This is a genomic window from Pantoea sp. DY-5 (assembly GCF_019795955.1).
Taxonomy (GTDB): Bacteria; Pseudomonadota; Gammaproteobacteria; order Enterobacterales; family Enterobacteriaceae; genus Pantoea; species Pantoea leporis.
In genome coordinates this window covers 441,474-468,049 of the sequence record NZ_JAIMIE010000005.1, presented here as the reverse complement: position 1 = coordinate 468,049, position 26,576 = coordinate 441,474, and the positions used below count along the sequence as shown (strand labels likewise).

Sequence of the window (26,576 nt, the reverse complement as noted above, 5' to 3'; positions counted from 1 at the left end):
ACGAGGAGTTGAAATGTTGCATGGTTATATTCCGGCAAACCGCTTTTTGCCGTACCTGAGCTGGACCGACATCGCCACGCTGGAAAATAAAGCCAACACCGTAATCGTGTTGCCGACCGGCGCGATTGAGCAGCACGGCCCGCATTTGCCGTGCGCGGTGGATAGCGTGATCGCCTCCGGCGTGGTTGGCCATGCGCTGGCGCGCTTACCGGCGGAAATTCCGGCTTACGCCATTCCGCCGATCACCTACGGCAAATCGGATGAGCATCTGCATTTTCCCGGCACGCTAACGCTGACCGGCGAAACCCTGCTGCATACCATTCTGGAGATTGGCGAATCACTCTATCGCGCCGGTTTCCGCAAGTTCCTGATAGTTAACGGCCACGGCGGCCAGCCGCAGCCGTTGCAGATGGCGGCGCGCGAACTGCGTCTGCGCCACGGCGACATGATCATCATCATGCAAGACACCTTTAAAGTGCCGAACTGTGCGGAAAGCTTTATGGACGACAAAGAGCGGCAGATGGCGATGCACGCGGGACATGCCGAAACCGCGCTGATGCTGGCGCTGGCTCCCGATACCGTGCAGATGGATAAAGCAGTGGCTAATTATCCGCCGGCATTCCCCTGCCCGACGCTTTCGACCAACAAACCGATGGCGGCGTGGGCCTCCTACGATTTCGGCCCGAGCGGCGTGATTGGCGATCCTTTGCCCTCCACGCCGGAGCAAGGCGCGGCCATCCTCGATTCGCTGGCAGAAAGCTGGGCGCAGGTGATTACCGAAGTGCACCAGATGACATGGGTAACCCGCGCCGAACCGGCGTGGGGCACCGGCCAGTGGCAAGGCAAAGTATTAGATCACCACGACGCAGCCGCCTTTTTACCACCTCGCTAGGGAATAATGATGAAAAAGACATTGAGCACTGTTGCCGCGCTTGCGCTGGCACTCTCGGCCCCGAGCATGGCGGCAGAGAAATTCACCTTTATGACCAACTGGTATGCGCAGGCCGAACACGGCGGCTTCTACCAGGCGCAGGCGCAGAATCTCTATCGCGATGCCGGCCTCGACGTCACCATCAAAATGGGCGGTCCGCAGGTGCATACCATGCAGCTGATGGCGGCCGGTCAGGCCGACTGCATCATCAGCGATAACATGCAGGCGCTGGAAATCTGGCAGCAAGGCGTGCAGGCGATGCCGGTTGCCACCACGTTCCAGCACTCGGCGATTGCTTTTCTCACCCATCCGGATGTGAAAAATCAGGCTGATTTGCAGGGCAAAACCTTCCTGCTGGCGGCGGAAGCCTACACCTCATATTGGCCGTGGGCGCAGAGCGCGCTGAAGCTGAAAAATGCCCGCGTGCGTCCTTACACCTTCAGCATTCAGCCGTTCCTAGCCGATAAAAATCTGGTGCAGCAAGGCTATATCACCTCCGAGCCTTTTGCGGTGCAGAAAGCCAATGCGCAGGCCAATGTTTACCCGATCAGCGATTGGGGCTATCCGCCGTACGGCAACAGCATCGTGTGCATGAAATCGACCATCGAGAAACGTCCGGCAGCGGTGGCGGCATTTGTGAAAGCATCGATGCAGGGCTGGAAAAACTATCTGCAAGATCCAAGCGCCGGCAACGTGCTGATTAAGAAAGAGAACCCGCAGATGAGCGATGAGCAGATCGCTTTCGGCATCGCGCAGATGAAGAAATACCAGATGCTAACCGGCGGCGATGCGCAAACAGGTGGCATCGGCATCATGACCGAAGCGCGCCTCAAGCAAACCTGGCAGCTACTGGTCGATACCAAGCTGATCGATGCGGCCAAAGTACCGTTTGACGGCAGCTACACGCTGAAATTCATCCAAGACGTCAAGGTTCTGCCATGAATAGCGCCAGCCATTTGACGCTGCTGCATCCCGATGCGCAAGCGGTGCCGCGTTCTGCGGCGCCACCGGCGATTGAGGTGCTGTCAGCGGAGAAAATTTATCCCAACGGTACGCGCGCACTGCTGCCGGTCGATCTCACCATTCGTCAGGGCGAATTTGTCTCGCTGCTCGGCCCGTCCGGCTGCGGCAAAAGTACCTTGCTGAAGATGATCGCCGGGCTAATTGAGCCGACCGATGGCAAGTTAATGCTGTTTCGCCGCGATCGTCGCGAAAATCAGCGCGATCTGCCGCTGTCGTTTGTGTTTCAGGAAGCGACGCTGATGCCGTGGAGCAACGTGCACAAAAACGTGCGTCTACCGCTCGATTTGGCAGGCGTGCCGCGTGCCGAAGCGGACACCCGCGTGCGCGAAATCCTCGAACTGGTCGGCCTCGGCCAGTTTGGTCACGTATTGCCGCGCGAGCTTTCCGGCGGCATGCAGATGCGCGTGTCGATAGCGCGCGGTCTGGTCACGCGCCCGAAGGTGCTGCTGATGGATGAGCCGTTTGGCGCGCTGGACGAAATCACCCGCAACAAGCTGGACAGCGATCTGCTGGATTTGTGGCAAGAGCAGAAGCTGACGGTGGTGTTTGTCACCCACTCAATTCAGGAAGCGGTGTTTCTGTCGCAGCGGGTGATTATGATGGCGGCGCGCCCCGGGCGCGTGGTAGATGACATCCGCATTGAAACCACGTTACCGCGCGACGATGAGTTTCGCGTCAGTCAGGATTTCACGCATTATGCGCAACAGCTGCAACGCGGCCTGCTGGCGGCGAGCAAGGAGAGTCAATGATGAAACCGTTAGCAAGCCATCGGCAATTTCAGCAGTGGCTGTTCCCCGCCATCGTCGCGGTCGCCATGCTACTGCTGTGGCAGTTTTTGGTCACCACCTTCAAAGTTCCGGTGTTTCTGGTGCCGTCGCCGTTAGTGGTGGCGCAAAGTCTGGTGCAGAACTTCCCGACGCTGTTTATGTCGTTGCTCTACACCCTGAAAATCACCGTGATTTCCTTCGCGGTGGCGATTGTGATTGGCTCGATTGTGGCGTTTCTGCTGGTGCAAAATCGCTTTATTGAAACCGCCCTCTTTCCCTACATCGTGTTCCTGCAGGTGACGCCGATTGTCGCCATCGCCCCGCTGATCATCATCTGGGTGAAAGACACCACGCTGTCGCTGGTGGTGTGCGCCACCCTGATGGCAGTGTTTCCAATAATTTCCAATACCACGCAAGGGCTGCGTAGCGTGTCACCGGGATTGCTGAGCTATTTCCGCCTCAATCATGCGTCACGCATGCAGATTCTGCTGCGCCTGCGTATTCCTTCGGCGCTACCGTACTTCTTCGGCGCGCTGCGCATCTCCAGCGGCTTGTCGCTGATTGGCGCGGTGGTGGCAGAGTTTGTTGCCGGCACCGGCGGCACCGATACCGGATTGGCGTACCAGATTTTGCAGGCTGGTTATCAGCTCAATATCCCGCTGATGTTTGCCGCGCTGCTGCTGATTTCACTGGCCGGTTTCCTGCTGTTCGCGCTGATGTCGTGGCTGACGCGCCGCGTACTGGCGGCGTGGCATGAGAGTGAATTGAGCCCCAGTTAAAAACGCACGCGCCGTCACGGCGCAACACCCTTTTTACCACAGGAAATAAACATGTCTGATTCCGATCGCCAGTCTGCACTGGCGGCGCTGGTTGCGGCGTTGCCTGAACTTGACTGGATCAAAGAAGCGCCAAAGGTCAAACGTCTGTCGCGCGATTTCCACTGGTTCAGCCCGGTCTTGAAACCGCAGCTGGAAGCGAAGTTTGCCGAGCTGGCGGTGCGTCCGCGTGACGAGCAGGAGCTGGCACTGATCGTCGCGGCCTGCACCAAACAGCGCGTGCCGCTCAACTTGCGTGGCGGCGGCACCGGCAATTACGGTCAGCTGATTCCGCTGCACGGTGGCGTGATGGTTGATATGACGCGTCTCAACGCGGTGACCGCCGTCGGCCACGGCACGGTGCGTGCGCAGGCAGGCATTCGCCTTGGCGACCTCGAAGCGCATACGCGTCCACTTGGCTGGGAGCTGCGCTGCATGCCCTCCACCTGGAAACTGGCGACGCTCGGCGGCTTGTTTGGCGGCGGATTTGGCGGCGTAGGTTCAATTAATTACGGGCCGCTGGCCGCGCCGGGCAACGTGTTGTCGGTACGTCTGATGACCATGGAAGAGACGCCACGCATTATCACCCTGCAAGCGCCAGATGCGCTGTTGCTGCATCACGCCTACGGCAGCAACGGCATCGTGCTGGAGATTGAACTGGCGCTGGCACCGCGCCACGACTGGATCGAACGTCTGGATATCTTCAACGATTTCCCAGCGGCGATGGCCTTTGCCGATGCGCTGGCGCGTTCGCCGGGCATGGTGAAGCGCCAAATCGCAGTGTTCGCCGCGCCGGTGCTTGATTACTTCAGCGATTTGGCCGATGCCGATGTGGCAGGCAAACATGGCGTGATTTCAGTGGTGGGCAGCGAAAGCGATGGGCTGTTACCTGCGCTGCTGACCCAACATGCGGGTCGAAATGCGCTGCATTTTGCCGAGGGGGAAAACAGCGGCCATTCACTGATCGAATATTGCTGGAATCACACTACGCTGCAAGCGCTGAAAATCGACAAGACGCTGACGTATCTGCAAACCGCTTACGCGGCGGATAACTATCAGCAGCAGGCGTTAGCGCTGGAAGCGCAATTATCCGATGAGGTGATGTCGCACATTGAATTTCTGCGCGATATGAACGGCACTATTACCTGTAGCGGCTTGCCGTTGGTGCGTTATCGCGACGAAGATCGGCTTAACGCGATTATGGATATTTACCGCGCGAACGGCGTGAAGATAAATAATCCACACGTAATTCATATTGAAGACGGCAAGCAAGGCATGGTACGAGCCGACGTAGTGGCGATGAAACGTGCCTGCGATCCGCATAATTTATTAAATCCGGGCAAATTGCGCGGCTGGGAAGTGCGGGATACGTTGCCGGAGGTGCAAATTCCGGGTGTGAATTGATCATATATTAAGCCAGCAACCGATGTTGCTGGCGATTAGTTAGATATAAGGTTTTTCCGCGTCGTTTAATGGAATACTCCACGCTTCGCCGTTAACTCTTACTTTTAAATAGCGGCGCGTGCGATATTTCCCTGGTTCATACTCTTCGACTTCCCCTTTAATCACCGTTCCACGCAATAACAACTCTTTATTGTTGTTGTAGCCGAAGCCAACGTCTTTGTTACCGATCCAGTGTTGCTCAAATGCCACAACCGGTGCTGCATCCAGCGTTGCGCTCTCTTCTGTGGTACAGGCGGTAAAACTCTTACGGAAGATGAAACACAATCCGGCCTGATAACGGTCTTTGCCATTGGTCGTCACCAACGCGGTTGAGAATCCGGTATAGGCAGCGATTTTCACATAGAGCTTAGTTCTGGCACCGTTACCTGAAATATGGACTTTCACTACGGGGCTGGAACCTTCGCCGTACCAGCTGCCAATCGTGTTCCCACCATCACGCGCCTGTAAATAGATATTGGTTGCGCCTTCTGGCGTGCGATTGCTGTAGTCGACCTGGGTTTCACTTTGCGAATTATATTGCGCGGTTCCTACAATACGTACGTGAATTTGTGACGTGGCATCGGAGAAATTGAATTCGCCAACGTAAAACCATTTATTGTTGGCGGTGCGGTTATCCATATGGTGCTGCGAGGAAATATAATCATAGCTCAGCGAACCCTGCGCAATAATTCCCCAATCCGAGAACTCCAATACGCCGCGATCGCCTTCACCAATCAGCGTCCAGGGTTCAATTCCTTCGGTACTGTAATCAAAACCGGCGCTTTGGTTGTGAATACTTTTCTGAATAATAGTGGCGCGGCAATAACCGAGCTTGAGCGGATTGGTGGTGGATTCAATGGCTAAACCTTCAATCACCCATTGGCCGTTGGTGAGATCACCGGCAAATTCCGAATGTTCGATCCAACCGTTGCGAATAAAGGATTGCGTACAGCGTGGTAAATCAAGCACCGGTTTTTTGGTGCCGCCTTGTAAATTAAAGTTAGAAAGTTCAATAGCGGTTGAGTGATCCCATGCGCCTTCTACCCGGCCGGACCAGCGCGCGTAGACAATACTGTCCTGACAGCCACGGGAATAGAATTGATCAATTTTGCAATCCAGCGTATCGATGAGATCCAGTGCGCGTCCGCCGAGAAAGCGGAATTCCATACTGCTCACACGTAAGAACTGGCCGCCAATAATGGTGTTGGCGTAAAAGCCTACGGTGTTAAACGCCGTACCACCATCATCGCCGCTGTTGGAACTCATTCCTTTTACAACAATCCCCGAGATCTCCGCATAGCGCGCCTGCACTTTAAAGAACAGCTGACCACGCGGTTTGGTTTCCCAGTTGAAAACCAGCGTTGTGGTAGGGAAATAGCCGAAGTTGACCGATGCGCCAGTAACCTTGAAACGATTGATCTCTTTATCCGAGATGTCGAACGTCGACATACTAAACACGCCCGCGGTAAAGCGAATCCCCGCCGATGGCAACACGCGTTGCGACCAGGTATACATGCGTTTTACCGCTTCAATGCAGTCGGTTTTCCCGTCCGGCACTGCGCCAAAATCCAATACCGTGACCGAGTTGTAATCGAGTACTACGCGCTTCCAGCGTTTTTTCCCCGCCGTCACAATAATTAATCCACCGTCATCTGGGCTGGTTGAGTCAGTTGCATCGTAAACAAACACGCCGCCGCCGGCTTTGGTTCCGCGGGTATATTCCAGCACCGTGGCGAGTTCACCACCGGTCGTCGGTTCCGTAGCTTTAAGTTGTGCGACATCACTAATCTGAATAACTGGCGCAGCCGCCGCGACGGCATTTTGTGGTGCGGTATTCGAACTGCTGGACGCATTCGCCATGGTGTACCCCTTAACTATTAAGAGAAAGTAACTGCACCATCGATTATAAGTAACTGATAATTAATGTGTTGGTGCGTACCAGTCTTACTGGGGTGATTTACTTATGCGGTTTGAGCATAGCCAGGCAACAATATGATTAATGAACAGAAGCGTAGCGGCAGCGTGATGATTTACAGATTAATCGCAGGCACCTTCTTTATTTTCATGGCACGGAAAACGTGGAAGAATGCTGAATGAGAGAGTTGATCGCTAAGCAGATAAATCATTTGCGGTTGTTAATAATCAATTGGCCAGTAACTGACAGTTACTGGCCTGTTCATTTAGAAAGTGGCGTTCACACCGACATTCCAGGTCACCTGATGGTAATCGCTGTTACCGCCGACGGTTGAAACGCCAGCAAAGGCATTCACCGTTTCGCCTAGCGGCACGTTGGCACCTACCGAGAGATCCAGCCAGTTTTTATCGCGCGCTTCGACGCTGCGTTCAAACGAGGTGCGCGTCGATTTCAAACCTGCACGTACAGTGGAATCGGTATCGCCAAACTGATGGTTGTAACTCACCTGCGCCCACGGATTAACCACCCACTGTTTGCTGTCGATGCGCCAGCCGACTGAGCCAATCTGTGAATGGGTGGTTTGATCGGAGTAGCGCATCGCGGTGCTGCTGTTACTGTTCTCGCTGTAGCCGCCAACGCGACCGTAATCCAGCGCGTAACTGGCAACTGGCCCGGTGCTGAGATTTTCAGTAATTGGCAGCGTCCAGCCGGTTTGCACGCGCATGCCGAGCAATTTACCGCTGGTGCTACCCTGCTCGGTACGTTTGGCCGGGCCGATGTGGATATCACGCTCGATGCTGTCGAAATCGAGATCGGCATAATGCAGATCGGCGTTGATCCAGCCCTGATCGAACACCGTCAGCTGGCTGTAAAGCGCCACAAGATTGCCGCGCAGTTTGTAGTCGTAGTTCGACGAAGGTTCCTGGCGCTGATTGGTGTTGGAGAACAGCACACCCGTTTGCCAGTTGTCGGTGATCTGATAGCCGATACCCAGCGTTAAGTTGGTGGTGTTGGCATTTCCGTCGCTCCAGCTGTCGCCCTGATAATCGACATGTTGTCCGGCATAGCCGCCAAATACCGTGAACTGTCCGGCGCTAGCAGGCTGCTGACGCTGTTGCTGCAAATGCCCATCGAGCGTGTTTTGTGTATCGCGCGCCATCATCAGAGGCGATTGTGACAATGCCGCCACCTGCGCTGGCGCATCCAGAATCGACTGGATGTAATCGGCGATCATCGCATGCACCGCTGGGCTCGGGTGCAGACGATCGGCAAACAGATAATCCTGCGCCGTGGAGAAGCCCGGCGTGCTGGATTGACACTCATCCGCTGAGGTGCCAATCGGACAAGCGATGCCAATGGTGTTGGTTAAGCCATATTGGGTCGGATTGGCGATCACTTCATCGAACAGCCCGGCGATATCCACGCGCACAATATTGCCATTCAAGGTCGCCAGCCCCGCTTCTTCCTGCTGGTTATAACCGTCGGAGAGCGCCGTGACCTGCTCGCTCAGCTCCTGCCATGCGTTATAAAGCTGTTGCGCCAGCGCGTCACGCACCGCTGGAACCGACGAAACTTCGCCTGCCGCTTGCGTGAAGGCATCCTGCACCGCTTGCTGTCGCGCGGCTTTATCTGGCGTGGTCACGCCATCCAGTGACTGAAACGCCGCCACCATCGCTGGTGTGGCTTCACTTCCCAGCACGCGCAGCACGGTTTGAATCATATAGGGCGTTGAGCCGAGCTGCGGCACGGTGGGCACAATCACCGCGCCCGCGCCGGCATCCAGCAGGGTTTTAATTTGCGCAACCGATTGATTGGCGCTGTTGCTGATGGTTTCACTGGCGGTTAAGGGATTGGTGACGGCAACGGCGATGTCATTGGCACCGACCCAATGAATATACAAACCGTTGCTATCCGCGCGACCGCCGGTTGAAGCGAGATAACCCGCCAGTTGGTCCTGGGTGTTTAAAACAGGATCGAGCTTGGGTACCGAAACTGCGCCACCCTGCGCATAATTGCTGCCGCCTAACGTTGAGCGCTGTAAATCCTCCCCCAAATGCGCGGCAAGAATCTCATCGTATAAAGGATGTTGTGCACCGTCGAAGGTAAAGCGGCCCACGTTGCCGCTATCACTCAGGCTATCGCCAAACACGGTCAGACTGTCCCATGCCAGCGCAGGTGCGGGCGTCAACAACGCAGTGAGTGTGGCGATGGCGACGGCAGAAAGCGCAGATTTGTGGTTGTTCATCATCAACTCCGTGATGGGCCAGAGATGCAGCGTCTGACCGGCAAAAGGTAAGGTCCGCGCATCAAGCGAACCCGCAACATCGCATCAGGAATGCGTTAAGAAAATATCAAGGACGTTTAACTGTTTAGTCAGGAAGGGGGCGTTATGCCAGTTTGCAGCGGCAAATAAACTCAAGTTTATTAACAGCCCTTTTACATGCATTTAAATTAAACCTTTAAATAAGGCCGCCGATAACTAGTGTTGCGGAGTGCGAGTACGCTCTGAGCGGTACATTTTGAAAACATCAGGTAGGTTAATTACATACCCCGTGCGGCGCTGCGGCGCACAGAGACACTTAAGTGTACGGCGAAGGGGAATCTGCGGGCAGCTCAGGTGACGCATGTTGAGCGTGACCAATTTTGCACTGCACGCATTACGTTCAACAGCACAATAATCACCTGAGGCTTCCCATGTTTGGTGTGAAAAAGTCGAGTCTTTCTTTGCCGTTTTATAAAAGTGGCGATGTGGCTAAAGATATCAATGCGATCAAACAGCATGTGGCATGGATTGAATTTACGCCTAACGGCGAGATTCTCACCGCCAATCACCTCTTCCTTGCCACCACCGGCTACCAGTTAAATGAGATTCAGGGGAAGCATCACCGTCTCTTCTGCAGCCCGCAACACAGCCAATCCTCGCGCTATCTTGCCTTCTGGCAAACGCTGGCGTCTGGCGAATCGGTGACCGGCATTTTTGAGCGCTTCAATAAGCAAGGCCAGCGCTTCTATCTCAGCGCCACCTACTTCCCGGTGAGCGATGACAAAGGCCAGGTTTACAAAGTGATCAAGGTGGCATCGGATATCACAGAACGTCATCAGGAGCTGGAGCATAAAGAAGCGGTGATCACCGCGCTGGATCTCTCCATGGCGGTGATTGAGTTCACGCCGGACGGACAAATCCTCACGGCCAACAATAACTTCCTCAAGCACATGGGATATGAGCTGGCTGCGGTTGTAGGGCAGCATCATCGCATGTTCTGCTTCGATAACTTCTATAGTGAAAATCCCGACTTCTGGCGCAAGATGGCTAAAGGCCAGCACTTTGTCGGCCGCTTCGAACGCAAAACCGCCGGCGGTGAACGCATCTGGCTTGAGGCCAGCTACAACCCGGTTTATGACGCCGATGGCAAGGTGTACAAGGTGATCAAAATCGCCTCAGATATCACCGCGCGCGTGGAAGCCGCCAAGCGCGTGGCCGACATCGCGCTGACGACCTCAGAAGAAACGTCACAAATTACCGACAACGCCAACGAGGTGCTGGACGAAACCATCCGCAACTCCGGTCTGGTGGCGCTGCAGGTTAATGCAGCAACGGCGATCGGGGGCGAGCTCAACGCCTCGGCGAAAAGCATTAGCGAAGTGGTCGAGACCATCAACCTGATTGCCTCACAAACCAATATTCTGGCGCTGAATGCGGCAATTGAGTCTGCGCGCGCCGGTGAAGCGGGACGCGGATTCAGCGTGGTGGCGGGCGAAGTACGACGTTTGGCGGCGTCCACCTCCAGCGCGACTAAGCAGATCACGCAAGTGGTGGAACACAACGCCAGCCTGATTGCGCAAATGGAGCAGCAGCTTAATGAGGTCAAGCAGTTTGTGGTGACCGAGCAGGATAAAATCAGCGTGTTGTCACGCAGCCTGCGAGAAATTAACAGCGGCGTACATGAGTTTGTGAACGTGATTCATCGGTTAGATGTTTGATTTTGTAGGGTCGCCATTTATGGCGACCTGGAAAACGTAGCGGTGCGGTTAGCGGCAAGGTCGTCATAAATGCCGACCCTACGATCGGGCCATGCATCGGAATGATCGCACGGTTTTCGCCATCGGGAAATACACCGGAATAAACGCGCGGTTTTGTAGGGTCGCCATTAATGGCGACCTGGCAAACGTATCGGTATGTTCATCGGAACGGTCGTGCGGTTGCCATCACATCATCTGCGGTTCACGGATCGCCTGACCTTTGGCGAAACGCGCCAGACTGTACGGCTTCATATCGGTGGAAAGCGGTTTATTATTCACCATCTGCGCGCACAACAAGCCTGCGCCTGGCCCAATACCAAAACCGTGGCCGCTAAAGCCGGAGGCGATAAACAAGCCCGGCATGCTAGTCATCTCATCAATTACCGGCACCAAATCCGGCGTGGTATCAATCCAGCCGCCCCACGCGTGATCCACTTTAATGCCGTTTAGCTCCGGATAGAGCTGCACCAGCGCCTGCATCGCTTCCTGCACAATGCCGTTATCCGCTGCCGGATCGAGGGTGCGGATCTTCTCGAACGGCGACACGCTTTGATTGGACCACGAACCGGCGGCTTCCGGGCCGTTGAAGAACGAGCCGTTGATGCGCACCTTGAGCTTCTTGGCGATCTTGCTGCGATACATCGCATAGAACCTGGTGGCGTAACGGATATTTTGCGGCGCGAGATCAATCTGCCCGCGTCCGGCGAGCGCCACGGTGTAGCTGCCATCCTGACGACGGCGAATACACAACCCGCCGGTGCTGAGACAGCCTTTGATCACTTCAGGCGCCGCCGTGGTTTTGAACGCGGTGCCCAGGATATTGGCGCTCGGCAGTTCGATGCCATATTGCTTGCAGAAGCGCGAACTCCACGCGCCGCCGCAGCAGATTACACGGTTAGCTTTCACCAGGCCGCGCTCGGTCCAGACGCCGATGACGCGTCCGCCAGATACATCGAGGCCGCGCACCGCGCAGTTTTGCTGGATTGATGCGCCGAGATTTTTCGCGCCAGTCGCCATCGCCGGCGCTGCCAGCGACGGCTCTGCGCGACCATCGCTGGGCGACCACACGCCGCCAATCCACGGCGCATTGTTGCCGATGCGCTCGCGCGTCTCTTTTGCGGTCATCAAATGGCTGACGAAACCCAGTTGCTGCGCCTGCTTGCCCCACGCTTCCCAGCGCGCCAGATCGCTTTCACTCTGCGTGCCGTAAGTAATGCCCTGCCGCGAGAAGCCGAGATCGAGGCCAATTTCACTGCTCAACTCGTCCCAGCGCTGCAAACTGCGCATCGCCATCGGCAATTCGTACAGGTCGCGGTTTTGCTGGCGAACCCAGCCCCAGTTGCGGCCGGATTGCTCGCCGCCGATCACGCCCTTCTCAAACAGCGCCACGGAAACGCCCTGCTTTGCCAGTTCGTAACTCACTGACGTGCCAATGATGCCGCCGCCAATCACAATCACATCAACGGATTCGGGAAAGCGTTCACTGTCTGCTACTGCATTGATTTTGATGCGCATCGTCTTAAATCCTGTCCGCTTTTTGTTGATGTAACCATATTTAATGTTTTAGGGGAAATGCCGTTTAATTCCGTCTTTATGACACTTGCCCCTTTCGTAAATTTTTGTCTTTACACTGGCGTTGTGAACAAAAATGACTCATATAGATAGCATCAGCTATATATTATAGCATTGGCTATATTACTCTGGAGATGATCATGTTCACTCAACGCCTTTTGCCTGCGATTGCCGTCCTGTTGTCACTCAGCGCATTTACCGCGTCAGCGGCTGAAAAACTCAAAGTGGTCACCACCTTTACGGTGATCGCCGATATGGCGAAAAACGTCGCGGGCGATGCGGCGGACGTGACGTCGATTACCAAAACCGGCGCAGAAATCCACGAATACCAACCCACGCCAGGCGATATTCGTCGCGCGCAGGGTGCCAATCTGATTTTGGTAAACGGCTTTAATCTGGAACTGTGGTTCAGCCGGTTTTACCAGCGTCTTAACGATGTACCGCAGGTCACCGTAACGCAAGGCATTGAGCCGATGGGCATTACTGAAGGTCCGTACAACGGCAAACCCAATCCGCATGCGTGGATGTCGCCGGATAACGCGCTGATCTACGTCGATAACATCCGCAACGCGCTGCAGAAATACGATCCCGCCAATGCCGCAATTTATCAGGCCAACGCTGAGCGTTACAAAGCGCAGATTCAACAAACCATCGCGCCGATGCGTACCGCTATCGACAAGCTGCCCGCCGATAAACGCTGGCTGGTGACCAGTGAAGGTGCCTTCTCCTATCTGGCACGCGATTTCGGTCTGAAAGAGCTCTATTTATGGCCGATTAATGCCGATCAACAAGGCACGCCGCAGCAGGTGCGTAAAGTGATCGATGCGGTGCGCGATCATCAAATTCCTGCCATCTTTAGTGAAAGCACCATCTCTGCCAAACCCGCTCAGCAAGTGGCGCGTGAAGCCGGCATTCATTACGGTGGCGTGTTGTACGTCGATTCGCTGAGCAACAGCGATGGCCCAGTGCCGACCTATCTGGATCTGCTGCGCGTCACCACCGAAACCGTGGTGAAAGGCATCACAGAAGGAAGCCAGAAATGAACCCAGCCGCAGGATTAATCGTCGAAAATGTGGGTGTGACCTACCGCAACGGCCACACAGCGCTGCGTAAAGCCTCTTTTAGCGTGCCCGCAGGCAGCATCACCGCGCTGATTGGCGTCAACGGCTCCGGCAAATCCACGCTGTTCAAAGCGATCATGGGATTTGTGCCGCTCTCCTCGGGCGCGGTAACGCTGGCCGGTTTGCCGGCCAATAAGGCGCTGAAACACAACATCGTGTCCTATGTTCCGCAGTCGGAGGAAGTGGATTGGAGCTTCCCGGTATTGGTGGAAGATGTGGTGATGATGGGCCGTTACGGTTATATGGGTATGCTGCGTATTCCGCGTGCCGCCGATAAACAGAGCGTTGACCAGGCGCTGGAACGCGTGGGAATGAGCGCTTATCGCCATCGTCAGATTGGCGAGCTGTCGGGCGGGCAGAAAAAACGCGTTTTTCTGGCGCGCGCGCTGGCGCAAAGTGGTCAGATTATCCTGCTGGATGAGCCATTTACCGGCGTGGACGTCAAAACCGAAGCCGCGATTATCACCCTGCTGAAAGAGCTGCGCGACGAAGGCCGCACCATGCTGGTTTCCACCCACGATCTCAACGCCATTCCCGATTTCTGCGATCGCTGCGTGCTGGTGAAAAATACCGTGCTGGCGAGCGGTCTGCTGCATGACACTTTCACCGCCGATAATCTGGCGCAGACCTTTGATGGCGCGCTGCATGAGCGTAACGCGGTGTTGATGCAGCTGATGAAAGACAAAAATCCTGACCGGGGAGCGAACCATGTCGTGGATTATTGAGCCGTTTGGCTATCAATACATGCTGAATGCGATGTGGATCGCAGCGCTGGTCGGCGCGATTTGCGCCTTTCTCTCCTGCTTCCTGATGCTGAAAGGCTGGTCACTGATTGGCGATGCGCTGTCGCACTCGATTGTGCCCGGCGTGGCGGGCGCGTATATGTTTGGACTGCCCTTTTCGCTCGGCGCGTTTCTCTCCGGCGGGCTGGCAGCGGGCAGCATGCTGTTTCTCAATCAGCGTACGCGCTTAAAAGAAGATGCCATCATCGGCCTGATCTTCTCGTCGTTTTTCGGCATCGGCCTGTTTCTGGTGTCGCTCAATCCCACGTCGGTGAATATTCAAACCATCGTGCTGGGCAATATTTTGTCGGTCGCGCCCGCCGATATCTGGCAGCTTGGCGCGATTGGCTTTATCACCCTGACCATTCTGCTGCTGAAGTGGAAAGATCTGATGGTGACCTTCTTCGACGAGAGCCACGCGCGTTCACTCGGTTTGAATACCCTGCGGCTGAAGATTTTGTTCTTTACACTGCTCTCGGCGTCCACCGTCGCCGCGCTGCAAACCGTCGGCGCGTTTATGGTGATTTGTCTGGTGGTGACGCCCGGCGCCACCGCCTATCTGTTGACCGATCGTTTTCCGCGCCTGTTGCTGATCGCCGTGACCATCGGCAGCGTCACCAGTTTCCTCGGCGCATGGAGCAGCTACTTCCTTGATGGCGCGACCGGCGGTGTAATTGTGGTTGCGCAAACGCTGGTGTTTTTAGTGGCCTTTGTCTTCGCGCCAAAACATGGCGTGCTGGCTTCACGCCGCCGTGCGCGCCAGACCATGGAGGACGGCGTAAATGGCTGAATTATTGTTGAGTCCGTTCCAGTTCGAATTTATGAACATGGCGCTGATCATCACCTTAATGCTGTCGCTGCCGTGCGCGATGCTGTCGGCGTTTCTGGTGCTAAAAGGTTGGTCATTACTCGGTGATGCGATGAGCCACGCGGTATTTCCTGGCGTGGTGATCGCCTGGCTGATTGGCTTGCCGTACGCCATCGGCGCGTTTGTCGCTGGCATGGTGTGCGCCGTCGCAACCGGCTACATCAGCGAGAATAGCCGCATCAAACCCGACACGGTAATGGGCATCGTCTTCTCCGGCATGTTTGGCGCCGGTTTGGTGCTTTATCTGAAATTGCAGCCCGAAGTGCATCTCGACCACATTTTGTTCGGCGATATGTTGGGCATCAGCCTGGCGGATATCATCCAGACTGCGGCCATCGCGGTGATTGTTAGCGTGCTGATTGGCATCAAGTGGCGCGATTTACTGCTGCACGCGTTCGATCCTAATCAGGCGCGCGCCTGCGGCATTAACGGCAAATTGATGCATTACGGTTTGCTGTGTTTGATCTCGTTAACCATCGTCGCCGCACTGAAATCGGTGGGCGTGATTCTGTCGATTTCGATGCTGATCGCGCCTGGCGCTATTGCTCTGCTGCTGGCGCGTCGTTTCGTGCAGGTGATGTTGCTGGCGATTGGCATTGCGGTGGTGACGGGTTTCAGCGGCGTATACGCCTCGTTCTTCCTCGATAGCGCGCCGGGCCCAACCATTGTGGTGATCTACGCAGCGCTGTTCGTGCTGGCGTTTTTGTATGTCACGGTAAGGGATCGGCGCACGCAGCAAGTGCATGGCTGATGAGATGGTCGCCATAAATGGCGACCCTACGAAGGAAAGATGCAGCCTAATTCGCGCAATTTCTTCTCGACCCAATCGCGCTTATTGCGCCCTTCGGCGATGGCCTGCAGTTTGGCGATTTCACCGCTGTGGCGCGCGCTGGCCAGCGCGTGAATCTCATTGATGTGATCAAAAGGCACGCACAGCACGCCATCATCATCACCGACGATAAGATCACCCGCTTCAATCACCATACCGTTCAACGAAATCGGCACATTCACTTCGCCGGGGCCGTCTTTATAGGGCCCGCGATGGGTAACGCCCGCCGCATACACCGGCAAAGCGTTGTTGCGGATACTCAGGCTGTCGCGCACCGCGCCGTTAATCACCACGCCAGCGATGCGCTTCTTTGCCGCGAAGGCCAGCATTAGCTCGCCGACAATCGCGTTGGTCACATCACCACCGGCGTCCACCACAATCACATCGCCGGGTTCAGCGATATTTAACGCGTAATGCACCAGCAAATTATCGCCGGGCCGACACTTAACCGTGAGCGCGGCACCCGCCATAGATCCACCGGCGTGATAAGGCCGTAGATTGGCCCCGCCCGCGGTTAAGCGCTGCATGGCATCGCTGATATTCGCCACCGGCAAATCCTGATAAGCCGCAATCTGCTGCGCACTGGCTTTACGCGTTCTGCTAACGATACGGAATCCGCTCATACCTTTTCCTATGACTGTTTAGCGAACACGTCTTCATTGAGTTTGGCTTCTTTCACCGCACCGTAACCGATGAACCAGTGATCGAGGATTTTTTGGTAAGTGCCATCCTGAATTAACGAGTTCAACGCCGCCTGAACCGCCTTCTCTATTGGCGATCCCTTCGGTAATCCGATTGACATCGGTGGTTCCTGCACGCTGATTTCACCTGTAATTGCCAGATTTTTCAGCTGCGCGGCCTGATACGCTAACCCTTCCCACGGACCGTAATAAAACGACGTTCTACCGCTTAATACCGCAACCACGCCATCAGGACGGCTCGGGAATACTGCAACGTTGATCGCCGGTTTATTTTCACTGACGCAGGTTTTGCTGGCTTCATTAAGAAACTCAATCTGCGCCGTGCCCACGCCCGCGCCGACGGTTTCGCCACAGAGTGCGGTTAAGCGGGTAAACGGCGGCACGTTTTGATCTTTCCGCGAAATCACCGCCTGACGTGAACTGTCGAAATAACTGACGAAGTCGATTTGTGCAAAACGTTTTTGGCTCGGTCGAATATTAGACAGCACCGCATCAAAGCGACCAGTCTTTAAACCTGGAATAATGTTGTCGAAGCCGCCGGTATCTTTCCAGATGACTTTCAAACCCAGACGCTGACCAATCGCATTCATGATATCGACGTCACGACCGGATAAGGTTTTATTATCTTCCAGGAAAAACGTGGTGGGCGGTGTATTAGGATTGGTTCCGGCAATCACATAACCTTTCTGAATGATCTCTTGCGGTAATAAAGACTGTAATTTTGCATCAGGTTTCACCTGAAAATTAAATTTAGCCGCAACGCCCGCCTCTTCCTGCGCATAAACGGATGCCGTTAATAATGCAGACGATAGAATAGCTCCCGATAATAGAGATTTAATATTAAGCATGATTTACCCCAGGTGAAAAATAGGAAGTAGTAATAATTAATTCTTATAATGCAAGGGGTTGAAACCCTTTCAAGTACCATACAAGATCGGGTTAAAAGGATGAAATTCATAATCAGCATATAGATAGCGATAAATGTTTATTTCACAATGAAATAATCAATAATTGCTGCTGCATAGGGCATATCGCCCATGCTGAAGCGTTCAGCATGGGCGATATGAAGAAAACACATTGATGCGCTAAATTTTAAAACGACCACCTCACGCCCGCGTTATAGCGCCAGCCTTTGGCGCCGTTGCCGTCGATCTCTTTGCGGTAATCGGCTTCGGCATACAGCGCAACGTCCTTATTCAGCGTGGCGCTGCCGCCTAAACCAACGTCCCACATCTGACCAAACTTGCCACTTTCGAAGATTTGACTGCCTTCAGTATCCGCCGCACCGATTTTGGTTTTCGCGGTGCCGCCCCAGCCTTTGTAGTAATTTGCGCGAACGTAAGGCGTGTAGGCATTCTGGCTGGCGTCCAGCCAGGTGCGATCGAGACGCGCGCCGAGTCTGCCGATGGTTTGATCGTAATCGTTGTACGACACGCGCGTGCGATCTTGATCGGTGAAGCTATCCATCTTCATCTGCAGCCAGGTGATTTGCGCCTGCGGTTCGAGGCGCACGCCGTTGGCGAAGGTGAACGGATAGCCCGATTCCACCGACGCCGTCCAGCCATTGCCTTTCGGTGATGCCACCTCTTTCTGCCGGGCGATGTCGGTTTTACCGCGATACCAACCCCAACTCAGCGAGCCATCGAGGTAGAATCCGCTGTCGCGCAGCCAGGTGCCGTACAGCGAAATGCTGTCGCTGTCGAAGCTGGTGGAGCTGTAACCGTCGGCTGCGTGAGGACGAATGCGCGTGTTACCACGCGTATAGGCCACGCCACCGCGCAGGCTGTCTTGTGGGCCATCGGCGCGCAGTACGTTGCCGCCCAGCTGCACCGCGCTGTAATCCAGATCGAAGTCGTAGCCATAATCGGCCAAGCGGCGATTGCTTTGATATTTCAGATTGGAGCCGAGATAGCGGATAAACATCTCGCCGCCCACGGCATCGGACGCGGTTTGCTGCTGACGCAGTTCGCCGAGACGTTTATGCAGATCGTCGGTCACCGACAGCGAGTAATACGCCAAACCAACCGGCGCGGAGATGTAGGACGGCACCTGCGGCGTCACGGCCAGCCGCGCGGCACGCTGATTGCTACCCCCTTGTGGCTGGCACAGCGAACCGTCTTCACAGACAAAGGTATTAGCGAGCCGATAATCCCATGCACCGGATGTTGAACTGCCCGGTGCGAAGCTGGCTAAACCGTATTGCCACGGGCCGGACGCCACATAGCCGCTCTTGAGCACAAAACTGGATGTGCCGGCGCTGCCGGTTACCTGCGCCAGCGACACACCTTCGCTGGCGGCAATCACGCCGTCGCGATTGCTGTCCAGCTGCGGGCCGCCGATAAGCGTATCGTCGATCAAGGTGGTGCCCGACACATTGCCGTTCACGCGCAGGTTGTCGCTCTGCGTGGCGGTAGAATTGAGTTTCAGGCTGCCGCCCGCCGATGCCAGTTCGCCATCAATGGTTAAAACATTCGCCGCCGCGTTGCCGCCGTTGGTGAGGTCCAGCGTACCGGCGTTATTTACCACCAGCGAATCATCGGTCACGCCTTGCAGCAGCGGATTGACGTTATCGCCGGCAAATAGCGTACTGCCGGCGTCGATATTAATGGTGCTGTGCGCGAGTTTGATGTTGTCGGTTAACGTCCATTGGGTGGCGAAGAAGTTTAGCGTGCTCCAGCCCGCGCCGAGGTTAGTGCCTTTGCTGGCATCATCGCGGCTAAACGAGCCGCCGCGCGCCGTCAGTTCGCTGAGATTGAGCGTGCTGCCAGCGCCGTTTTCGGTGGTGATGTGACGGGTATCGGCCAGGCTGACTCTCTGCACCGTTGCCTGATTCGCCGCACCATTGCCCATCGTCAGGCTGCCGTTCAGCGTGCCGCCGGTCACCACCAGTTCATCGCTGCCGCTACCGGTGTTCACATCGCCGACCACCGAACCATCGAGCAACGCGATAACATTACTGCCCGCGCCGCCCGCCACCACCACTTGATCCGGGAATGGTGCGTTGATGGTTCCCTGATTGATGAACAGCGTTTGCCCGCCGCGCAGATCAATCAGCGGCGACACGCGACTTTGTGAACTGATCGTTCCCTGATTGATCACCTGGCTGGCATTGCGGGTGACAATCGCCGAGCCGCCATCCGCATCGAGAATGTCGATCACGCCGCGAGAAATCACTCTTCCGTCGGTGTTAGCGCGAATACCGGTACCGTCGCCCGACACCATGATTGAGTAATCTTTACCCAGCACCAGATTGTTGGTGGTGCTGACACCATCGACATTTTCAAAAAGGTAGCCAGTGCCGCTGGTCACGTTGATGCGCACACTGCCGTTAGGATCCAACGATGTCGCGGAACGCACACCGTTGCCAGCATAAACATCCAACACCACGTTTTTCAGGGAGATATTGGTGCTTTCGGCAATATTGTTGATCGCGCTGGCACCGTAAGTCAGGATAGTTATGTCTTTGGCTTCAAAGCCGCGTGCACCCGGCTCCAGCCGCACGCCATCCGCACCGCCTCGCGCCTGAATGGTGCTTGCGTCCTGCCCATCGCCGACAATATTTAGCCAGCCAGCGTTACCAACGCGCACCGCTGCGATACCTTCATCGACCTGCAACCGGCCTTTTATCGGCTCGTATTGGTTATAGCCGCTGCCGACATCGACGCCGATGCCGGAAGCAACGTAGATGCTGCCACGGTTGGTCAAATGACCGCCGTTGTAGATGCGCGCGCCGGTGCTATTGTAACCGGTGAAATTCACCGAGCCTTGCTGCTGATTGACCAGGTGCGCGCCTGAACTGACGTCAAACGCGGTAAGATTGTCGGCGCTGCCGATGATGGGTGCGGAGACGGATACTTGCGTTCCGCCGCCGCTGGCGATTGCCGCCCTGCTGTTTTCACCGTACATCGCAATGTTACTGGTGACGAACGCTTTTGCATTGTCGCTGGCACGCAGCACGGTGACATTTTTGCCCGTGGTGAAGTAACTATCGGTGCTGGACACCAACGCGCCCGGACCGCTGACATCGATGCCGGTGGTGCTGTTTCCATATAGCGCGACGCTGCCCGGCGTTGCGGCATCCAGCCACGCACCGTTAACGATCTCGTACAGGCGCGAGTTGTCGCTGTCGACAGAGATGCTGCCGCCGTGGGTGATCAAGCGCGTTCCGGGATCGGCAGCACGAAAACCGAATTGGTTGGGGTCGTGAAACTCCACGCTATTGCCATCTCCCAACTCCAACAAGCCGCCAGCAAACACCGATCCTGCCATCGCGTTTGTGCCGTAAAGATTGATAGTGCCGCTTTGGTAGATCCGCGCCAGCTCATTAAAGGCCACCACGCCTTTGCTGGTAAATAAGTTCATGCCATCAACGCTATACACGTTTAACAAACCGTTGTTGAATATCTGCGTCAAGGTTTGCCCATCACCGTATTGCGGATCGCCATTGGCATACAGGCCGGTACTGTTGCCTGTTACGGTAATTACGCCACGGTTAAAGGCGAACGCGCCAGATTCCGCACGAATCCCGGTGGTGTTTCTACCACCTAAAGTGATGTCGCCGGTGTTAATCAATTGCGCCTGATTTTTGACGATCAGCGCTTCCTGATCGTTAGCATCACCGCTCAGTGGCGCATGGTTGACCAACAATGTATCGGGATTGAACTGGGTTGCCGGATTGATGGCTTCGCCTTGTAAGCTGTACTTATTGCCGTCGGCAATGGCGGCCGTCGCGCCGACGCCAATCAATTTGATGCGCGCGTTAGCATCAATGGTGGCTTGCGCACCATCGGTAATTTCAATGCCACGCGCATACATGCCCGCAATATTAAACGTGCCGCCATTCGTATTCACGTCAGTGTACTGGCCGCTACCGTACACGCCGGTGGCGAAGCTGTTGGTCATTGAGAGCGTGCGGCCTGTGCCGTCGAAGTCTGCACCATCCTCAACGCGGAAAATCGTGCCGCCGTAAACCGATGAGAGATAGCTGCCGTTGGCGGGTAAATTGATTCTGGCGTTGGGACCAATGGCGTAAAAACTGATTTGTCGCCCGGTGAACAGACTTGAGCTGGGAACGGAAACGGGAATTGAATTGGCGCTGACATCAATGGCGGCACTGCCTTCCGCGCGAATACCAATGCCGTTGGTGCCGCCGAGGCGAATCGGCCCGGTAAGATTGGCGTACGCGGTGCCGCCGGGATCACCCTTCACCCAAACCGCCGTGTTATACGACGTTCCGTAGCGATCGCCATCGCCGAGAACGTTAATCGCACCGCTGGAATATGCTTCTGAATCATTGCCATCACGCGCGATGACTTTGAGACCGGTGCTGTTGAAGCCATTCACATTGATGGCTCCGGCATTGATCACTTTGTTACTGAGACTGCCGGAATCGAGCACCAACATGCCAACGTTTTCTGCCGGATTGGGCTGCGCCTGGCCGTTGATATCAATCACGCCGTTGTTGATGGTGGTCGCGTGCGGAGCCAGTTCCACGCGCATGCCTGTGGCATTTTGCACTTTGGATCCGATAACAATATTGCCATTATTGATGGCGCTGGAATCAAGCAGTTGCAAGATGCCGTTAACGCCACCGCTCATGTTGACCGCGACATCTTGCGTGGCATCACTTTTGCGATTTTGCGGTGAACGTCCGATGTAAATCGTGCCGTCTTTGGCGTTCACAAAGCTGCCTTGCCCATCACTACTCGGCATCACGCCAGACGCTGAGCCACCGTTGGAAACGTCGCTGACGCCGACATTAATATTACCGTGATTGACTACCTTACTGTTGTAGGTGGTGATGCCCGCGCTGTATCCCGCGCCGGGTTGCAGATTGATCACGCCACGATTGATAAATTTGCTGCCATACGCGGCGCTCACTGCGGTTCCACCGTTGCCGATAGTGCTGAGATCCACGCCGTTGCCATCAGCGTTATTTAGGAAGCCGCTGTTGATGACGCCGTTATTGAATCCACGAGCGCCCTTTAGTAATTCCAAACCCGAACCGGTGCTTGAAAGTTTGCCGTTGATAATCGCTTTCGCGCCGTTGCTGGCGCGCATCACCGCGCTATCGCTGTTGACCACTTCGAGCGTTTTGCCACGATTGATTTTGACTGTCGCTTTTGGCCGATCAGCGCTGAGTACCACTTGATCGAATATTGGCAACGCCACTTCATCATCGAAGTTATTCGTGCTCATGCGGTACACCACGCGGCCATCGCGCAGTTTGAAGGCTTTGTTAAATTCGGTGTTGTAGTTATCAGTAATGACATTGCCGTTGGCAAGTTGCTCGATCAGCCAGTCATTGTATTGGCGCAACTCACTGAGGTTAGTGACGTTGAATTGGGTAACCCCACCATCGTAAGTGCCAACGCTAAATTCACCAGCATATTCCACTACGTTGCCGACATCGTAAGCTAAACGATCGCCACCATAAGGCGTGGTGCCTGCGGTAAAAGTGATGCGGTTGTTTGAATTCCAGTTTAAATTCCCTTTCTTAGTGGCGGTAAATAACTGGCTTTGCTTCGCTGCCATCGACCAACTATTACTGGAGGAATTGATTGCGGCATTGTGCTTGCCAATATCGACATTCAAGGTCCCGTTACTAACAGACGCCACACGCGCATCGATATATTGTTTGTCATTAACATCAAAATAATCTGGCACCACTGTGTCGAGATTAACCGAAGATAAATCAACCAGTTCTGCGCTATTAAACACCTGATAATTGATATAGGTATGATAATTTGGGTCAAGTACGCCAATGGTGTAATTCTGCGGTCCAATTTGTAATCGTTCCGCACCAATGACGTTATCATTGATGATACGGCCTATTGATCGCAATTCACCAATCGTCACATTGCCTACGCCACTTTCGCCGGGCGTAAAGCGCGGCAATCCGCTCAGCGTTTGCGTACTGCCATTACATAAACAGTAAGCACCAACCTTATTGTCATTAATTTCAGGCGTATAAGGCTTTAATATCGCTGCTGTTGTCGGCAACACAGGGAACATCACGCCTTGCGCCGCCACAAGGCTCAGTAACACCGGATTTAATTTAAACACGTTGTTTTCCTCATGCAGAGAAAAGACAAAACGCGCACGGCTTATTACCGTTGCGCTTTAGGTTTGTTTAAGTAAGTGAATTATTTTGTTTCAGCTTTTTGATTTTTGAAATCGGGTGAAATGAGTATCTACGCTTTGTCTGGAAAACGTCCAATTTGAGTTAAGGAATTGTGAGATGGGAGAGAGGATTTAGGAGTTTAACTAAAAGAATAAAATAACACGATGGATCTAATTTAATGCAGCACCCTATTTAAATAGGGGGATATGCCCCTTATTATCGAGCCGATTATTAACCTAAGGGCCAGGCCGCCAATCCCTTTATCTCCTTCAGCACAAACATACTCTGCATCTCCTTTATCCCCGGCAATCTTCGTATAACCGACATGGCGAATTCCGCGTAAGCATCCATATACGCCGCCACCACCTGTAATAAAAAATCCGCATCGCCGCCGATGCTGTAGCAGGAAACCACATTATCCAGCGCCATCACTTCTTGTTCGAATTTACGCGCTTCGGCTTCGCTGTGGCTATCAATGGTGACGCGTACAAACACCATCACATTAAGGCCAATCTTTTTTCGATTAAGTACCGCGCGATAACCCTGAATCACTTCGTCCTCTTCCAGCTTGCGTACTTTGCGCCAGGTTGGGGATGCTGAGAGGCCAATTTCGTCGGCGAGATGTTGGTTGGTGATGCGCGCGTCCTGCTGCAACTGCTGGAGGATTTTGATATCTGTCTTGCTTAAGCTCATAAATGGAAAATCCTTTCCTTTGTTTAGCGATTAAGGGATTTTTTATCCCTAATCCATTCCTTTTGCAACGTATTCAGAAAGCACTTTCCTTTAGGGCTGCGGCATACTTTTTGTCTGATGATTGCCGTCAGAATCATTGCGCGGATGTAGCCAGGTCGCCATGAATGGCGACCCTACGGCGTAGGGTGCGCATTAATGCGCACCGGAAATACCAGCGTTATTCGCAGAACCGCGTACCTATAACCCACTCAAAGTGAAGCCTGAATCATGAATTTCGACGCAAACACCCATCGCTGCACCATCGTGATTGATCAGCAACTGCCCGCCGGATTGGCGATGAACGCTGTCAGCGTTATCGGCATTAGTTTTGGAAAATTGATAGGAAATTTGGTGGGGCCGGAGCAGCAAAGCCTGGATGGCGTTAATTATCCCGGCGTCATCTACGCGCCGCTGCCGGTGTTATTGGCGGACGGCAATTATCTGCGCGAGTTGCAGCAAATAAGCGGCGCGGATAGTGAGATTTTTGCGATGCCGTTCAGCGCGCTGGCGCAATCCTGTAAAACGTACGAAGAATATGGCGAACGTATTGCTGCCGCGCACAGCGATCAGATCGAGTTGGTGGCGATCGGTTTGATCGGTCCAAAGAAGAAAATTACCCGTTTAACCGGCAATTTGAAGCTGTATCGCTAAACATCCTCTTCGGCGGCGAACCACGCAGGCGGCTGGCCGACGTAGCGACTGAACGCCACGCTGAAGGCGCTGGCGGAGCGATAGCCGACGCGCTCTGCCACTTCAGCCACCGCCATGCTTTTACCGCGCAGCAAATTTTTCGCCAGCGCCATGCGCCACGTCAGCAAGTAGACCATCGGCGCCACGCCAACCGCTTCGCGGAAACGCACAAAGAAAGAGGAACGTGACAGCGCGGCGGCTTTCGCCAGTTCGGCCACCGTCCAGCTGTGCGCAGGATTGGCATGGATGGCGCGGATTGCCGCCGCCAGCCGTTCGTCAGCTAACCCGCTCATCACGCCAGGACACGCATTACAAATCGGCATCGATCGCAGCGCCTCAATTAATAGCAGCTCCAGTAAGCGTTCCAGCACCACATGACGCGCCGGTCGCTGCGCGCGGCATTCATCCATCACCAACTGCACAAGCGTGGTCAGGCGCGATTCGCCGCGCATGGAGAACACCCAGCTTGAGCCGTATCAGCCGCTGTTAGATGGCGTGTTCAGCGCGATGCAGCAGCCACAACCGACCACCAAGGCGCTGGATGTGGCGGAAGCGGTGTGGCGTGCGGCGACCGATCCGCATGCTCCGATGCGCATTCCAGCCGGTGAAGATGCGGTGGCGCTGGCGAACGAAGTGGATTAACTGTGAATTTCGGCGACTGCCATGGTGAAAACCAGCGGTAGTTCGCCGAGGTTCGCATAACTGTGCGGTGCAGCGGTTTTCGCCACTGCTGAACTGCCGCGGGGTACCTGCAAATGCTGTTCGTCAACCTTCAGCGTGAGCTCACCCTGCTCAACATGCAGCAGTTCGTAAGTGCGCTGCGGATGGCCCGGCGAGGCAAACTGTTCGCCGGGAAACATCTTCCATCGCCACAGCTCAATCATATCCGGCCCTTGCGTGCCGGCCAGCAAACGCGCCGTGCCGCCCTTGTCGCCTTGCCACAGCACCGGAATGTCCTCTTCAGCCACCAGATGCGCCAGCGGATTGGCGGTGACATTCACAATATCGGCCACCGATATTCCCAGCGCTGCCGCCACTTTGCACAAAATGGCGATGCTGGGATTCGCGCTGCCTTTTTCAATCTCAACTAACATGCCTTTACTGACGCCCGCACGGCGTGAAAGCTCATCCAGCGACAGTTTTTGCTGTTGGCGGTAGCTTTTGACGCTGATTGAAACGGCGGCGCTGACATAGTCGATATCAGAACCCGTTTCGGTCATTTTATTGACTTTCATCTTCATCGG

21 protein-coding genes are annotated in these 26,576 nt (G+C 54.9%); 12 read left to right on the top strand and 9 right to left on the bottom strand.

What is annotated here, in order from left to right; all coding sequences use genetic code 11:
* Positions 1-13 precede the first annotated feature (13 nt).
* From K5Y30_RS18265 to K5Y30_RS18245, 5 genes are read left to right on the top strand one after another with little or no spacing between them, the layout of a single operon-like run.
* Complete coding sequence (locus K5Y30_RS18265; protein WP_222212641.1) at positions 14-892, top strand: creatininase family protein; 879 nt, start codon at positions 14-16, stop codon at positions 890-892.
* Between the two features lie 9 nt (positions 893-901).
* Positions 902-1,873 (top strand): ABC transporter substrate-binding protein, encoded by a 972-nt coding sequence (locus K5Y30_RS18260; RefSeq protein WP_192234952.1) that lies wholly within the window; start codon positions 902-904, stop codon positions 1,871-1,873.
* Positions 1,870-2,703 carry an ABC transporter ATP-binding protein gene (locus K5Y30_RS18255; protein ID WP_192412919.1) on the top strand — a complete coding sequence of 278 codons (834 nt, stop codon included), beginning with the start codon at positions 1,870-1,872 and terminating at the stop codon, positions 2,701-2,703. Before K5Y30_RS18260 ends, K5Y30_RS18255 begins: the two co-directional genes overlap by 4 nt.
* A complete protein-coding gene (locus K5Y30_RS18250; protein ID WP_101761439.1) occupies positions 2,700-3,500 on the top strand; it encodes an ABC transporter permease in 801 nt (266 codons plus the stop codon). The genes K5Y30_RS18255 and K5Y30_RS18250 overlap by 4 nt, the downstream gene beginning before the upstream one ends.
* Positions 3,501-3,551: 51 nt before the next feature.
* Entirely contained in the window at positions 3,552-4,940 is a 1,389-nt protein-coding gene (locus K5Y30_RS18245) for an FAD-binding oxidoreductase (RefSeq protein WP_222212639.1), read from the top strand.
* Between the two features lie 39 nt (positions 4,941-4,979).
* On the opposite strand, the gene K5Y30_RS18240 is transcribed toward K5Y30_RS18245, so the two are convergent.
* Together K5Y30_RS18240 and K5Y30_RS18235 are read right to left on the bottom strand one after the other, a co-directional pair.
* Positions 4,980-6,839: a hypothetical protein gene (locus K5Y30_RS18240; RefSeq protein ID WP_222212637.1), complete on the bottom strand. Its 1,860-nt coding sequence runs from the start codon at positions 6,837-6,839 to the stop codon at positions 4,980-4,982.
* Between the two features lie 320 nt (positions 6,840-7,159).
* Positions 7,160-9,139 carry an autotransporter outer membrane beta-barrel domain-containing protein gene (locus tag K5Y30_RS18235; RefSeq protein ID WP_222212756.1) on the bottom strand — a complete coding sequence of 660 codons (1,980 nt, stop codon included), beginning with the start codon at positions 9,137-9,139 and terminating at the stop codon, positions 7,160-7,162.
* A 449-nt stretch (positions 9,140-9,588) separates the two neighbouring features.
* Between K5Y30_RS18235 and K5Y30_RS18230 the strand changes: the two genes are divergently transcribed.
* Positions 9,589-10,875, top strand: coding sequence for a PAS domain-containing methyl-accepting chemotaxis protein (locus K5Y30_RS18230; RefSeq protein WP_222183188.1), 1,287 nt, complete (start codon positions 9,589-9,591; stop codon positions 10,873-10,875).
* 225 nt (positions 10,876-11,100) lie between these two features.
* Here the strand turns inward: K5Y30_RS18230 and K5Y30_RS18225 are convergent, their stop codons facing one another.
* Positions 11,101-12,429: an FAD-binding oxidoreductase gene (locus K5Y30_RS18225; protein WP_222212635.1), complete on the bottom strand. Its 1,329-nt coding sequence runs from the start codon at positions 12,427-12,429 to the stop codon at positions 11,101-11,103.
* Positions 12,430-12,626: 197 nt separating this feature from the next.
* Here K5Y30_RS18225 and K5Y30_RS18220 point away from each other — a divergent pair, with 197 nt between their 5' ends.
* The 4 genes from K5Y30_RS18220 to K5Y30_RS18205 are packed head-to-tail and all read left to right on the top strand — an operon-like array spanning position 12,627 to position 16,008.
* Positions 12,627-13,529 carry a metal ABC transporter substrate-binding protein gene (locus K5Y30_RS18220; protein ID WP_222183186.1) on the top strand — a complete coding sequence of 301 codons (903 nt, stop codon included), beginning with the start codon at positions 12,627-12,629 and terminating at the stop codon, positions 13,527-13,529.
* Positions 13,526-14,332, top strand: coding sequence for a manganese/iron ABC transporter ATP-binding protein (locus tag K5Y30_RS18215; RefSeq protein ID WP_176972150.1), 807 nt, complete (start codon positions 13,526-13,528; stop codon positions 14,330-14,332). Before K5Y30_RS18220 ends, K5Y30_RS18215 begins: the two co-directional genes overlap by 4 nt.
* The gene (gene sitC / locus K5Y30_RS18210; RefSeq protein WP_222212633.1) at positions 14,316-15,179 is read left to right on the top strand and encodes an iron/manganese ABC transporter permease subunit SitC; all 864 of its coding nucleotides are present in this window, start codon (positions 14,316-14,318) and stop codon (positions 15,177-15,179) included. Before K5Y30_RS18215 ends, sitC begins: the two co-directional genes overlap by 17 nt.
* Positions 15,172-16,008, top strand: a complete 837-nt coding sequence (locus K5Y30_RS18205) for a metal ABC transporter permease (protein ID WP_222212631.1) — start codon at positions 15,172-15,174, stop codon at positions 16,006-16,008. Before sitC ends, K5Y30_RS18205 begins: the two co-directional genes overlap by 8 nt.
* Positions 16,009-16,034: 26 nt before the next feature.
* On the opposite strand, the gene K5Y30_RS18200 is transcribed toward K5Y30_RS18205, so the two are convergent.
* The 4 genes from K5Y30_RS18200 to K5Y30_RS18185 form a co-directional block, all read right to left on the bottom strand.
* Complete coding sequence (locus tag K5Y30_RS18200) at positions 16,035-16,709, bottom strand: RraA family protein (RefSeq protein ID WP_222212629.1); 675 nt, start codon at positions 16,707-16,709, stop codon at positions 16,035-16,037.
* Between the two features lie 8 nt (positions 16,710-16,717).
* Complete coding sequence (locus K5Y30_RS18195) at positions 16,718-17,635, bottom strand: ABC transporter substrate-binding protein (RefSeq protein WP_222183179.1); 918 nt, start codon at positions 17,633-17,635, stop codon at positions 16,718-16,720.
* Positions 17,636-17,879: 244 nt separating this feature from the next.
* Positions 17,880-23,852 carry an autotransporter outer membrane beta-barrel domain-containing protein gene (locus K5Y30_RS18190; RefSeq protein WP_222212627.1) on the bottom strand — a complete coding sequence of 1,991 codons (5,973 nt, stop codon included), beginning with the start codon at positions 23,850-23,852 and terminating at the stop codon, positions 17,880-17,882.
* Positions 23,853-24,141: 289 nt separating this feature from the next.
* Complete coding sequence (locus K5Y30_RS18185) at positions 24,142-24,603, bottom strand: Lrp/AsnC family transcriptional regulator (protein ID WP_222212625.1); 462 nt, start codon at positions 24,601-24,603, stop codon at positions 24,142-24,144.
* 267 nt (positions 24,604-24,870) lie between these two features.
* Here K5Y30_RS18185 and K5Y30_RS18180 point away from each other — a divergent pair, with 267 nt between their 5' ends.
* Positions 24,871-25,293 carry a DUF2000 domain-containing protein gene (locus K5Y30_RS18180; protein ID WP_222183173.1) on the top strand — a complete coding sequence of 141 codons (423 nt, stop codon included), beginning with the start codon at positions 24,871-24,873 and terminating at the stop codon, positions 25,291-25,293.
* On the opposite strand, the gene K5Y30_RS18175 is transcribed toward K5Y30_RS18180, so the two are convergent.
* Complete coding sequence (locus K5Y30_RS18175) at positions 25,290-25,784, bottom strand: helix-turn-helix domain-containing protein (RefSeq protein WP_255606701.1); 495 nt, start codon at positions 25,782-25,784, stop codon at positions 25,290-25,292. The genes K5Y30_RS18180 and K5Y30_RS18175 overlap by 4 nt on opposite strands.
* On the opposite strand from K5Y30_RS18175, the gene K5Y30_RS24970 reads away from it, so the two are divergent.
* On the top strand, positions 25,783-25,974 hold the full coding sequence (locus K5Y30_RS24970; RefSeq protein ID WP_370634217.1) for a hypothetical protein: 192 nt from the start codon (positions 25,783-25,785) through the stop codon (positions 25,972-25,974). The genes K5Y30_RS18175 and K5Y30_RS24970 overlap by 2 nt on opposite strands.
* Here K5Y30_RS24970 and K5Y30_RS18165 read toward each other — a convergent pair.
* Positions 25,971-26,573, bottom strand: a complete 603-nt coding sequence (locus K5Y30_RS18165; RefSeq protein WP_222212623.1) for a helix-turn-helix domain-containing protein — start codon at positions 26,571-26,573, stop codon at positions 25,971-25,973. The two genes, K5Y30_RS24970 and K5Y30_RS18165, sit on opposite strands and share 4 nt — an antisense overlap.
* Positions 26,574-26,576: the final 3 nt, after the last annotated feature.